The organism is Acinetobacter sp. WU_MDCI_Abxc222 (assembly GCF_025514755.1).
GTDB lineage: Bacteria > Pseudomonadota > Gammaproteobacteria > Pseudomonadales > Moraxellaceae > Acinetobacter > Acinetobacter geminorum.
On sequence record NZ_JAHPVG010000001.1, the window covers coordinates 204,899 to 217,897 of the forward strand.

At 36.4% G+C, this 12,999-nt stretch carries 9 protein-coding genes; 5 read left to right on the forward strand and 4 right to left on the reverse strand.

Translation table 11 applies throughout. From position 1 onward, the window contains the following. Positions 1–92: 92 nt before the first annotated feature. The 3 genes from mtlD to ybaK form a co-directional block, all read right to left on the reverse strand. A complete protein-coding gene (gene mtlD, locus KTJ10_RS00990; RefSeq protein WP_262441131.1) occupies positions 93–2,240 on the reverse strand; it encodes a bifunctional mannitol-1-phosphate dehydrogenase/phosphatase in 2,148 nt (715 codons plus the stop codon). Positions 2,241–2,801: 561 nt separating this feature from the next. Further along, positions 2,802–5,033 carry a TonB-dependent receptor gene (locus tag KTJ10_RS00995; RefSeq protein ID WP_262441132.1) on the reverse strand — a complete coding sequence of 744 codons (2,232 nt, stop codon included), beginning with the start codon at positions 5,031–5,033 and terminating at the stop codon, positions 2,802–2,804. Between the two features lie 158 nt (positions 5,034–5,191). Beyond that, a complete protein-coding gene (ybaK, locus tag KTJ10_RS01000; protein WP_017386867.1) occupies positions 5,192–5,659 on the reverse strand; it encodes a Cys-tRNA(Pro) deacylase in 468 nt (155 codons plus the stop codon). A gap of 190 nt (positions 5,660–5,849) precedes the next feature. Between ybaK and KTJ10_RS01005 the strand changes: the two genes are divergently transcribed. The 4 genes from KTJ10_RS01005 (at position 5,850) to KTJ10_RS01020 (ending at position 10,501) form a co-directional block, all read left to right on the forward strand. Next, positions 5,850–6,152 (forward strand): hypothetical protein, encoded by a 303-nt coding sequence (locus KTJ10_RS01005; protein ID WP_004792622.1) that lies wholly within the window; start codon positions 5,850–5,852, stop codon positions 6,150–6,152. A gap of 234 nt (positions 6,153–6,386) precedes the next feature. Further along, a complete protein-coding gene (locus KTJ10_RS01010) occupies positions 6,387–7,760 on the forward strand; it encodes an ABC1 kinase family protein (protein WP_068566230.1) in 1,374 nt (457 codons plus the stop codon). Positions 7,761–7,988: 228 nt separating this feature from the next. Further along, complete coding sequence (locus tag KTJ10_RS01015; protein WP_262441415.1) at positions 7,989–9,272, forward strand: acyl-CoA dehydrogenase family protein; 1,284 nt, start codon at positions 7,989–7,991, stop codon at positions 9,270–9,272. A 23-nt stretch (positions 9,273–9,295) separates the two neighbouring features. Next, the gene (locus KTJ10_RS01020) at positions 9,296–10,501 is read left to right on the forward strand and encodes an acyl-CoA dehydrogenase family protein (protein WP_033849928.1); all 1,206 of its coding nucleotides are present in this window, start codon (positions 9,296–9,298) and stop codon (positions 10,499–10,501) included. A 111-nt stretch (positions 10,502–10,612) separates the two neighbouring features. On the opposite strand, the gene KTJ10_RS01025 is transcribed toward KTJ10_RS01020, so the two are convergent. Further along, positions 10,613–11,836, reverse strand: coding sequence for an alkane 1-monooxygenase (locus KTJ10_RS01025; RefSeq protein ID WP_262441133.1), 1,224 nt, complete (start codon positions 11,834–11,836; stop codon positions 10,613–10,615). Positions 11,837–12,007: 171 nt separating this feature from the next. Here KTJ10_RS01025 and KTJ10_RS01030 point away from each other — a divergent pair, with 171 nt between their 5' ends. Then, positions 12,008–12,970: an AraC family transcriptional regulator gene (locus tag KTJ10_RS01030; protein WP_262441134.1), complete on the forward strand. Its 963-nt coding sequence runs from the start codon at positions 12,008–12,010 to the stop codon at positions 12,968–12,970. Positions 12,971–12,999 lie beyond the last annotated feature (29 nt).

The window sequence follows — 12,999 nt, forward strand, 5'->3', positions numbered from 1 at the left end:
TTTATCAGCACAACTTTAATTCAAAATCATTCAATTTTTGTATTAAAGCATGTTTGCCTTTCAGTTGTAGAGCATTAATTACTTAAAAGAATTTAGGCATGTTGAGCACTCGTATTTTTTGAATTGGTAATTTTCATGTTTAAAGGCTGTTTGCTTTGTTCAGAAAATAAATATTGAACTAATTGTGTTAACTCAACTTCAAGTTGCCCTTTTTGAGCGGCACTCATATCCAGTTTTTGAACTTGGTCGTGTAAATGTTTAATTGCATCAGTCTCTTCGATTTCTAAAAATTGAATCGCATAGGCATAACCTAGCGCAGCACCTTTTAAAAGGTTTTTATAAGGTAAATCATGAGCGATATTCACCCCAATTGATGCAATTACTCTTTCATTATGAGTTAATTTGCGAAGTGGATCTCTTGCCACTCTTTTACAAGGATCTTTAAAAGCATATTCACATGAGTCTAGAAAGCTTTGTGCCATGCGGTCCAAATCCTTCGCATAATTAGGCAATACGATTGCAAGCCCTTGTTTTACTTCTGTAATTAAGTTTTCTGCAAATGCTTTAACTGAATGATCTCCCATGGCAACACCAATAGAAACATGATCCAGTAAAGATGCATACCAAGCAAGCATGGCATGTACGCCGTTCCATAGTCGATTTTTGATTAATTGAATGTCTGTAATCTGATTAACCAAGACAACTTGACGCAACTTTTCGAGTAAAGGGCTGCCTTTTTCTACATAAATTGGCATATCCGTTTCGCTATGAAACAGAATTAGGTCCATGCTTTGTAATATATGTCCTGGCTGGAAATTACGGCGCATGTTATCGACATATAAAGAAGCCTGATTTTGCTGATCTTGAGTCAGTTTATTACAGTCTTCAATTTCGATTTGTTCGTCGTGTTCCACATCTTCTAAATGCTGTTCAAGAAAATTATGCTTAATACGAAGTTGACGATATAAATTCTGATTAGATAATTTTGAAACCATGCGGTTTACAACGGTGTCGCAAAAGTAATGTTCTTTTAAAATATGCTCAGTCACATCTTCATCATTAGTCAACTCTAGCAGAGCTTCTCTAAGATGTTTCATAACTAAATATTTCGCGCCGACTTTATTTAAAATAATTAGAAAAGTTAGTGGTTCAATACATGTTTCAAGTGATGAGTTAAAACGTGCATATAGCCCTTTTGCAATTATTTTTGCCTCAACTTCGATGGCCTGTTCAGGTAAACAAAGTGCAATTAAGCTTGAATGAGTATACATCTCTAACATTTGTTGTTCATTTTCAGAATCAACAATGGTCATATTCTCAATACGCTCATCATAAGAAAATTGTCCATAGCGAATGCTATATGTTCCAAATGCATTCACGGCTTCTCGAAAAAGACTATTTCTTGTAGAAGCAATAATTCTTTTTGGTTTTGTATATCCATCCCAATGTGACAAGATTTGCGCTATGTAACCACCGCCAATCGCACCGAAACCATGTATTCCAACTGTTAATTGGTTGGGACTTTGTGGAAAAGGTTCCTGCATTTCCGGCATGTCCATAACAGGGATAAATTGATCGAGATCGGTTAAAAAGTCATACATCTGATCATAATAAAAATGTGCTTTTTCCAGCATTTCATCATTTGGTTCTTTAATATCTTTTAATAAAATCGTTAAACCTTTTGAAGTGTGAGCTGAAGTTAAACCATTTTCAGAATCTTCAAACATAAGACATTGGTTGGCATCCAAGTGAAGTTGACTAGCAGCTTTTAAAAAGATTTCTGGATGCGGCTTGCCTTGCTCTACTTCATCACCACAGGTAATCACATCAAAAAATTTATAAACATTCGCATTAATTAAATATTCTTCGGCAATTGCCCTACGGCTTGAAGTCGCAACAGCCATTCTTAAACCAGATTTTCGTAAACGTTCTAAAACTTGAACTAAACCCTTTTTGATAGGTACGCCGTGTTTTCGAATATATTCGAGTTCCATCTCATCAGCTTTTTTTCGAATTTCTTTATATGGAACATTTACTCCATATAGACGTTGCGCCAATTGCTCAGCAGTAGTTGCACTTAAACCTAAACATTGCATTAAATATTCGTGTGAAAACTCCTGTCCAATGAGTTCCTGAGATGCTTGTTGCAATGTTTGAAACCGCAATCTCTCAGTATCAAACATTGTCCCATCCATATCGAAGATAGCTCCGTGAACAGGTTTTCCATGAAAAATAAGCACGTTTTTACCTCTTTTTTGATCATGTTTTATTCAGGGTATACAAAAAATGGCTAAAAAGTCAGAATGTTAATAAATGAAACATTAGTGGTTATTTTTTAATCAAAAATATAATCGATCTGTTACTGAGTCAAGTTAAACATCCAAAAGAGTTGAAATATATAAATAATTATGAAATCAACTTTAACTACAAAAGCAGCAGGCCATCCTCACCTGCTGCTTTTGATTAGTTCTTTTTGTTGCGCTGATAATGTTTATTTTTCTTTGTTCCATTTACCGCTAGTTGAACCTGCCTATTTTTATAATGTCCTGCAGGCGCTCACATACCAGAAATCAACTCATATTTTCAACACCATTGTTATTGGAGTCTCTGGTATAACTTTAAATCGCCTAAAACTTAGCATTACAGTAGTAGACGTTAATCTTAATTACTAGAACGTTTCTCAACTTTCAATATAGATAATGATAATCATTTGCATTTAATAATGCAAGTTTATTTTATTATTTTTTTAAATTTATTAAGGAATACCTATGATTTATAAATATTCCCTATCTCACTTCATATTAATAATTAAATGTATAACTGATGCCGTAAGTACGTCCTGCAGCTGGAATACTTTCTACAAGACCGTATACTTTTTCTGCTTGTTGACTATAGACAGTTCGATAGTCTCTATTCCAAACATTATATACACCAAAATCTATACGTCCTTTCCAAGCTGGAAAATGTGCCAAAACATCCATCGTGCTATAGCCTTTAATTTTTACAGCTGAAAGTGAGCCATCTTTTACTGCTTCATTTGTACCTTTTATAGCAAGCATTTGCACACGAGCGCCATAACCCTCATTGCTACTCCATTCAGCAAAAACCGTACCTTTGATTGGTGAGACTTGAAAAGCATTCAACTCTTTCCATTTACCATCAGTATCTTTGTATTGACCACGCGTATAACCCAGTGTTCCCCCAACTTTAAACTCTTCCATAAATGGATAGGTCGCCGTTAGTTCAGCACCATAAACACGTTGGTCTTTGTCCATAACTTCAGCAACAGTTTCTTTATTACTGTTCTTGTAGAATTGAACAACTTTGTCTGAGGTATTATAGAAACCTGTTATACCTAGATTTAGACTCTGCTCTCCTTGTAAACGCCAGCCTAATTCATAGCTGTTTACACTAATAGGTTGGATATTAGCGGTTGATATATTAAATGCATCACGCATCATCCGTTGTACATCTGGAAAACTAAAACCTTGAGAAAAATTAGCAAATATTTGCTGCTCATCTGTTAATTTATATATCGCTCCCAAATTGAATAAAACAGCATCGTCATTTACAGATCCGCTTGGTTGTATCCCATTTTTAGTCGAGTACTGTTCTGTTTCAGCTTTGATATATTGGTAACGAGTACCAGCTTGGACATTCATACGGTCTGTTAAAGCGTAATCACCTTGTAGAAAAACGCCAGCGCTTTGAATTGTTGTATTTGGACCGGCATCGGAAGTTTTACCTGTAGGTTTATAGGTCAAACCTGTATTAAATGCTGTGAAATGCTCGTAGTGTTGATGATCTTTTTCATGTTCATAATCTAAGCCATAAGTTAGATTAAGATCACGATTCATAATATTTAAATCACTTTGTACCGTTGAGCGCAAACCAGCAACTTCGATTTCAGATTGAGATTGTTTTGCTTCTGTACCTTCTCCTCCTAAAAAGACTGGAAAGAAACGAGCATCTTCTTTACGGTAATATCCTTCTAAATTTAAGACCTGACCTAAAATATCTTTATTTTGGTATTGAGTGTTGAATGCATAGCGCTCTGTAAAAGGCTGATTAGATATTTCTAAACCCTTTTTCCCAATATATGAGTTAGGCGTCCCTCCATAAATATAATTTTTCCCATAATCAGGACCATAACTCGTATCTTGTTCATCTTTATAATATTGCGCACCCAAACTTAGTGATTGGTTATCAGTTAAATCTATATTTATACGACTATTAATATCAATTGTATCAGTATCAGGACGGCTACCTTGCATAGGTGCTATAGCAATACGATCACCATGGCTATCGAACTGAGATCCGCGACTAGTGAAATTAGCCCCTAAGAAACCATTTACATTATCTTTATTAAATGAAATAGATTGGCCAATTTCATAAGCTAGACTATCATTCCGAAATGTATCGGAAGACGTAATACCAAGTTTAGTTTCAAAACTTACTGGTTTAGTCGAATCAGCACGTTTCGTAATAATATTAATAATCCCGCCGGTAGAACCTGATCCATAAATACTTGTAGCTCCTGAAAGAACTTCAATACGTTCAATCATGCCTGGACTAATACTATTTAGCTGCCGAGCAACATCGCGTGAGCCATTTTGCGATACGCCGTCAATCATAATCATGACATCACGACCACGCATTGTTTGCCCATAGTTGGTAGTCGTTCCACTACTCACCCCGAGTGATGGAACCAACTGAGCCAGTATATCCGCAATTTTTCGTCCAGCAGTTGCCTGTTGTTCAATTTGCTGCTTTTCAATCGTTTGAACTGTACCGGCAATTTCAGCAATATTTTTGGGCGTCCTTGTCGCCGTCACTATAATTTTTTGCAATTGAGCTACAGGCTTTTGTGTCGGTTGATTATTAAGGATTTCCTTTTCAATATTTGTATTTGCATAACCGTGCTGCGCAAATACTGCTGCTAGAGCAATACAACAAGGTTTTAATTTAAAATACTGTGATTCAGCACACATCAGATGATTTGAGTTAGCCCCAACCTTTTTGTATTGATTCATTTTCCCTTTCTCCAAACCCAAAAGTTATTAGATAGTTATAAGGCTCGGAATAATACTAAATATAAATAATAATGAGAATTGTTTTTATTAAAATAACTTGATTTAATACTACCTATCTTAAAATTAGTTAATTTAATGAGATAAGAAAAAGATTTATTTTACTCATCAAGCACATCAACAAATTGAGCGTTTAAGAGTTGTGCTAAATCTTTAGGATTTAAGCCAATATCTAGTCCCCGTTTCCCTCCACTCACATAAATCTTGCTGAACTCTTGTGCAGATGCATCAATAACGGTTTTTAAGCGTTTCTTTTGACCTAACGGACTAATTCCTCCGACCAAATACCCTGTTAAACGTTCGGCATCTTTAGGATTAGCCATCTGTAATTTTTTACAGCCAAACGCCGTAGCAACTTTTTTTAAATTTAATTGATGATTAACTGGCAATACTGCAACAAAAAAATTCTTATCGTCACTTACCATTAAGGTTTTGAATACTTCCCTTACATCTAAATTTAGTTTTTCAGCTGCTTCTAATCCAAAACTTTTGGCATTTGAATCATGTTCATATTCATGAATAGAAAATTCAATTTTATTACTTTTTAACAGTCTACATGCAGGAGTCATAATAGGTTGTGTTATAGATGAAATTGTTTCGATTATAGTTTTTTTAGAAAATTTTTAAAATTTGCTTAGGCTATTTACAAGAGTTACATAAAAATTCAAACAGCAACTGAAGAAAAGATAATCTCAACTTGATATTCATGGCTCGACTCCATATATTTTATTTAGATTTGAAGTCTGAGCTGACAATTTTATGAGTTATAAACACAACAATCTGATGGCGATGCGTCACCGTTTTTGGGATGAATCTTCAGATTCTGTATTAAACGAAAAGCAATTTTTACAGCAGACATTAATTGAACAAGGTATTTTTAATAACGCAACTCTTGATGATGTTAAGTATTTTTTCTATACCCTACCTAGCATCATTATTGTAAAAGCTCATGCACTTGGTTTTATGCATGATTCAGTCAAGCAAATGTTATTACAACATATTCAGACCAATCGCCTTCATTTGATGCAAAAATCTGAATTGAAGATCCAATTTAAAATGTAATCTAAGTTTTTGTGCAAGATCAGTTTTTACCCTAGTTCTACTCACCTGAACGCTGTAAATTTCTTAGATTTTAAAATTGCTTAGGCTATTTTAAAGTTAATGAAATAAAGATAGCCAATTAGACTGATCATTCAGTCCGAGAGAACTATTTTAATACGCTCAAAACATGTAATATTCGTTACAATTTTAGATCACCAGCGTTTGGCTGCATGATGCGCATAGGATTCTATTTTCATGTCAAATCAGAAAGATAAGCTTAAGAGTTTAAAAACTTCTTCCATGGATCGACGCTTATCAATCGCGAAAGCTTCTTTACTTGCAGGAACACGTTGGGCAACTGCAAGTGCCTCTTCTTTATTTTCTAATGAGGAAGAAAAAGAAAAGAAACGCAAAAAAGCGATGAGCGAGCAAGCTAATTATCTGGTTTCTGAAATAGGTAAACTTAAGGGTTCTATTGTTAAGATTGGTCAAATGATGGCTCTTTATGGTGAACACTTTTTACCAGAAGAGATTACACAAGCATTAAATACTCTAAATAACCAAACTGTTGCCTTAGATTGGCCTGCAATTAAGCCACATCTGCAGGATCAACTTGGCGCTAAGTTAAATGATTTAACAATTGATCATGAGCCAATTGGTACGGCCTCTCTCGCACAAGTACATCGTGCAACACGTAAATCAGATGGCTTAGAGCTAGTTTTAAAAATTCAATATCCTGGCGTTGCAAATGCAATTGACTCAGATATGAGTCTTTTTAAAAACATGCTTAAACTAACACGTATGGTGCCACAAACCCGTGAATTTGATCAGTGGTTTGATGAAGTACGTGAAATGATGCATCGCGAAGTTGACTATGATGTAGAAGCTGCGACTACCCGTCGTTTCGGTGAACGCTTAAAAGACGACGAGCGCTATATTGTTCCTACGATTGTAGATGAGTATTGCACAAATCAAGTGCTCTGCATGACTTTCGAACGTGGTGTGCCAATTAACAGCCCTGTTATGTTGTCATTACCTCAAGAACGTCGCAATCAACTCGGTGAAGCATCATTGGAGATTGCGGTTCGTGAAATTTTTGAATGGGGCGAAATGCAGACTGACCCTAACTTTGGTAATTACCTTGTCCGTTTGGGGAATGGTCAAGACATTCAGGACAAAATTGTATTATTAGATTTTGGTGCCATTCGCCAGTTTGATGAACACTTACTAACAGTTGCACGTCAACTCATTCAGGCTGGTTATCAACATAATAAAGATGCTATGGTGAAAGCCATGACTGGTTACGAGTTTTTTGATGCAATGCCTGAAAGTATTAAACCGGGTATGGCTGATGTCTTTTTACTTGCAACAGAAGCATTCAGCACTCCTGCAAATAACCCAGATATGCCCGCTGGTCTTATGGATGAACATGAACGTTATGACTGGAAGAAAAGTCAGCTTCATAGCCGTGTTATGCAACAAGCTAGTAAATCAATGGCATCACGTTATTTTTCGGTCCCACCAAAAGAGTTTATGTTTATTAGCCGTAAATTCATTGGAGCTTACACATTTATGACGGTTATTGATGCAAAAACCAATGTGCGACGTATGATTCGTAACTTTGCTTGATTTAATGCAGACTAGAATGATTCCATGTCATTCTAGTCAATCCTTCTCGACTCACCCAATATTAAAACTTTTTTAAACAAATAAAATCAAGAACTTATAATTTTATTATTTTCTATTTGCCATTTATCTACTCATTTTTCTAATGTCAGTAGCGACATAGTTTTTTAATATAAGGCGTGTCAGCATAAAACAATAACGACATGTTAGGACAATATAATCATGACAAGTATGATCAATAAAGCTCAGGGTTTGGGTTTATCGCTGATCACAAGATTGGCTGGAAGCGATGTACTTGATCAACTCAAGTTGCGTAAATTTGTTGAGAAATCTCTTTATCAAGGTTCAAAAGCAGGTTTTAGAGCATTAACTCAGACTCAAAAAGCATTTAAGCCCAAGCAAATTTCTCAACAACGTTTGCCTCGCCAGCAAAAAAATTTATTTGATTTAAGTCTAACTGAAGAACAACAAATGACTGCTGAGGCAATGACTCAATTTGCTCAAGAAGTTTTATTAGGGTTGGCTCATGATGCTGATCAGAATGCTCAGTTTCCTGAAAGTCTTTGGCAATATGTTGAAGATTTAGGACTTAACTACTATGCACTTCCAGAGGCATTAGGTGGTGTTGCGACTGAACAAAATATTGTTAGTAACTTATTAATTGCTGAAAAACTAGCTGAAGGTGATTTTAGCCTTACAGCAGGATTACTCAGTACATTTAGCGTTATCAATGCAATCACACGTTGGGGTTCAGCCGAAGTTCAGTCGATGTATCTAGCATGTTTTGCGGAAGACTCAGACATTACAGCAACCTTTGCAGTTCAAGAGGCAACTCCAGCATTTAATCCTTATGCTTTAAAAACAAAAGCATCACTTGAAAATGATCAATTTCTTATTAATGGCGAAAAAACATTAGTGATTTTAGGTGATTTAGCTGACGTATTTTTAGTAAGTGCAGACTTTAACGGTAAACCAGATATATTTGTCGTGCAGAGCAACGAAACTATTTCTATTAAAAACACTCCAGCCATGGGGCTTAAAGCGACTGAAACAGCAACACTTCACTTTAATCACACACCTGCTCTACGATTAGGTGCAACAGATTTTGATTACACTGCTTTTTTAGATTTGGGCAACTTAATGTGGTGTGCAATGGCGGTAGGTACATGTGAAGCTGTAAAAGCTTACTGTATTAAATATGCCAATGAACGAACTGCGTTCGGCGAGCCAATTTCTCATCGACAAAGTGTCGCGTTCATGATTGCAGATATGGCAATTGAAATAGATACAATGCGTATGTTGGTTTTAAATGCCGCGAGCCTTGCTGAGTCAGGCAAACCATTTCACCGTGAAGCTTACTTAGCACAGATACTTTGTGCTGAAAAATCCATGAAAATTGGTACAGATGGTGTACAAATTCTTGGTGGACATGGCTTCACGAAAGAACATCCAGTTGAACGTTGGTACCGCGATTTACGGGCTACTGCAATTTTACAATCTGGCTTACATGCTTAAATGATCAATCAGAGGATACTTTAATGAATTTACAAAATCCTAAAAAATTCAAAATGATGATTGATCAAGCACATGATGTTGCGATCAATGTTTTACGCCCTATTTCTCGCAAATATGATAAAGCTGAGCATGCATATCCAAAAGAACTTGATATGCTTGCCTCCCTCATTGATGGTATGAATGAAGGTGGTGAAGGAATTAATGCTGGAGCTGCGGGTGCTGGAAAACGCGGTGATACCGACAATGAAGGTATTCGTAACGGAACCAACATGTCGACCGCTCTTGGAATTATTGAGATGTGTTATGGCGATACAGGCTTATTACTGAGTATGCCTCGTCAGGGTCTTGGAAACTCAGCTATTGCTGCTGTTGCAAATGATGAGCAATTAGAGCGGTTCAACGGAACATGGGCAGCAATGGCAATTACTGAACCAGGATGCGGCTCTGACTCTGCCGCGATCCGCACCACTGCAACCAAGGATGGTAATGACTACATTCTAAATGGTGAAAAGATTTTTGTGACCTCTGGTGAACGTGCTGATTCTGTTGTTGTTTGGGCCACGCTTGATCGTAAACTTGGGCGAGCAGCTATTAAATCATTTGTCGTACCCAAAGGTACGCCTGGAATGAAGGTTGAGCGCCTTGAACATAAATTAGGAATTAAAGCATCAGATACGGCTGTGATTAGTTTTATTGACTGTCGTGTACCTGCAGAGAACCTTTTGGGTAATGCTGAAGTAGATGTCGCTAAAGGTTTTGCTGGAGTAATGGAAACTTTTGACAATACTCGTCCTTTGGTCGCAGCAATGGCAATCGGTTGCGCTAAAGCTTCACTAGAACGTATTAAAGAGATCTTTAAAGATCAGCTTGACCCTGACTATTCTACCCCCTATCTGCATGCTTCTAATCTTGCAGCACAAATCTATCGCATGGAGGCTGAATGGGAAGCTGCTCGTCTGCTTATGTTAAAAGCAACATGGATGGCGGATAACAAAAAACCAAACTCTAAAGAAGCTTCTATTGCAAAAGCAAAAGCGGGTCGTGTTGGTAACGAGATCACTTTAAAATGTGTCGAGTTAGCAGCAAGTGTTGGCTATAATGAAGATGAGTTACTTGAAAAATGGGCACGTGATTCAAAAATCCTTGATATTTTTGAAGGTACTCAGCAGATTCAACAATTGATTATTGCACGTCGTGAGCTTGGCAAATCATCGAGTGAGTTAAAATAATAGCTAAAGGGAGTTTCAAAGCTCCCTTTATTTTCTATATAAGTCAAAATTTAAAAAGCCCTCTAGTCAAAATACTAAAGGGCTTTTACTTTTAAGAAATGAACTTTCTATTTATTCAGTAGATGTTGATTCTAATGATTTATCAACCACACCAAATTTCTTAAAAATTTTTGCGCGTCGTTTTGGTGAAATATTTGCTTTGTTCAAATCACCTTTATAGTGATCAAAAACTCGTTTATCCATCATTTTGAACCACAACGAAGGAATTAACGCAGGCAGTAACATACTTGCATAACCACTTGGTAATTCTGGCGCCTCATCAAAATGACGTAATGCTTGGAATGGGCGAGTCGGATAAGCATGATGATCTGAATGACGTTGCAATTGGTACAAGAATAAGTTTGTTACAACGTTGTTATTATTCCAGCTATGCTCTGGCATTGTACGTTCATATTGACCATTTTCTTTTTTCTGACGTAGTAAACCATAATGTTCAATGTAGTTAATAATTTCAAAAAGACTAATGCCGTAAAATGCTTGTGTCGCTAAATATGGAATTGTGCTTTTACCAAAAATTCCCACCATAGAAGCATGGAAAGCAGCGCTCATTCCCCAGCCCTGTAATAATTCATTATCTGCTGACCAGAACTCTTTTCCTTTACGTTTTAAACGATTTTTCTCGATCTCAATTGCAGACTTAAAAGAACCTACAACTGTACGGGGCCAGAACTCATAAAATGTTTCACCCATTCGTGAAGAAGCCGGATCTTCAGGAGTTGCTGCACGTTTATGGTGTCCATAAGGATGTTCGATACGGAAATGGTTATAACCAGTAGGAACCAAAGCAAGATGAGATAAAATATGATCAATACGATCATGTTTGTGGCTTAATTCATGGGCAGTATTAATCGCAATACCATTAATCGCCCCCATCGAAACACCGAGCAAAATTTTATCAATAAATGACGTGCTTTTACGGCTTGCTAAATAACATGCATAAACATTTGCAGCATATTGCAGGGGAATAAAACTCTTCACGAGACGTGAGTAATATGGATCTTTTTCAAGGAGTTTAATTTCTTCATCAGTTGGATTACGTGCATCCTTCCCAATAATCGTATCAATAGCTGGAATCACCACATGTAATAATAGTGGACCACCTAAAGCGAAAACTTTTTTTAATGGGCGTGGACCAAAATGGTAACCAGCTAAAATACCTAAACCAATTACAGGTAGAGCCGGACTAATCATCCATAAATAGCGCTTACGATCTATCTCACGCATAGACGCTGGCACTGGCATAAGTTCTTGCTGAACATTTACTGGTGCATTCATAGTCATATTTCCTTTTTCTATATATCTATATAGTTAAAGAAATACTAATTACTTAACAGTAGTAACCGTCCAAAAAACCTATTTCAAAGTCTTTGGCATTTTCTTCCACTTTTTTGTCCTAAAAACACATGTTGATCTATTCTTATAGCTCACTATAATTTTAATAAAATAATGATTGATCATATAAACATGGATGCACTAAGTAAGTTTTTTGATGATATTCACCTTAATAAGTCTGAATACATCTATTTAAAAGCTCAAGGAGAATGGGCTTTTAAAACACAAGATCAATCTGCTTTACTTGCCTATATTGTTTTAACCGGTTCAGTATATATTCAACTTAATGCTTCAGAAAAAATAATTGCGACAGCAGGAGATATTATTTTAATACCTTCTGGAAAAGCACATAATGCCACTGACTCAAAATCAACAGCGAATAAACTAGTAGATTCAATAGATATTACTTCGTTTTTTAACGGTCATAGACAAGACGCGATTGAGTTTGGCACCTCCTCTCAAGATACAACCTTGTTGCTCTGTTTGCGCTGTCAGATTGATACTCATATGGCAGGCCCTTTGATTAATGCATTGCCTTCGATTATGCATATTCAGCACGAAAATCAAACCAACCCACCCGAATGGCTACAAATTGGGCTTTATTTTTTAGCAATTGAAACTCAAAAAATCAGGCCGGGACATGACAAAATTATTGATCATTTAGTCAGTATTCTTCTCATTGAATGCATTCGTGATCATGTTCAACAAATGACAGATCAACAAAACTGGCTAAGTGCATTAACCCACCCTGAATTGAGTAATGCCCTATCTGCTATTCACAGCCAACCAGAAGTTGCTTGGACAGTTGAGTCTTTAGCAGAACAATGCTGTATGTCACGTTCCAAATTTGCAAATCTATTTAATAGTATTATTGGGGAACCACCTCTCACTTATTTGCAACATTACCGTTTCCGCTTAGCTAGCCAATATCTACGCACAAGTAATTTTTCAATTCAGCAAATATCAAACAAAGTCGGCTATTCATCCGAGACTGCTTTTAGTCAGGCTTTTAAAAGAATTTTTGATTTATCACCTAAACAATATCGACAGCAATATATCGAACATCATCTCGATTAATAGAAAATAAAAAAAGCGCCGAAGCGCTT

What these genes read in the sequence shown, in the direction of transcription:
- KTJ10_RS00995 (WP_262441132.1), bottom strand. Translation starts at nt 5,033, where the DNA reads ATGAATCAATACAAAAAGGTTGGGGCTAACTCAAATCATCTGATGTGT.
- ybaK (WP_017386867.1), bottom strand. Translation starts at nt 5,659, where the DNA reads ATGACTCCTGCATGTAGACTGTTAAAAAGTAATAAAATTGAATTTTCT.
- KTJ10_RS01005 (WP_004792622.1), top strand. Translation starts at nt 5,850, where the DNA reads ATGAGTTATAAACACAACAATCTGATGGCGATGCGTCACCGTTTTTGG.
- KTJ10_RS01010 (WP_068566230.1), top strand. Translation starts at nt 6,387, where the DNA reads ATGTCAAATCAGAAAGATAAGCTTAAGAGTTTAAAAACTTCTTCCATG.
- KTJ10_RS01015 (WP_262441415.1), top strand. Translation starts at nt 7,989, where the DNA reads ATGATCAATAAAGCTCAGGGTTTGGGTTTATCGCTGATCACAAGATTG.
- KTJ10_RS01020 (WP_033849928.1), top strand. Translation starts at nt 9,296, where the DNA reads ATGAATTTACAAAATCCTAAAAAATTCAAAATGATGATTGATCAAGCA.
- KTJ10_RS01025 (WP_262441133.1), bottom strand. Translation starts at nt 11,836, where the DNA reads ATGAATGCACCAGTAAATGTTCAGCAAGAACTTATGCCAGTGCCAGCG.
- KTJ10_RS01030 (WP_262441134.1), top strand. Translation starts at nt 12,008, where the DNA reads ATGATTGATCATATAAACATGGATGCACTAAGTAAGTTTTTTGATGAT.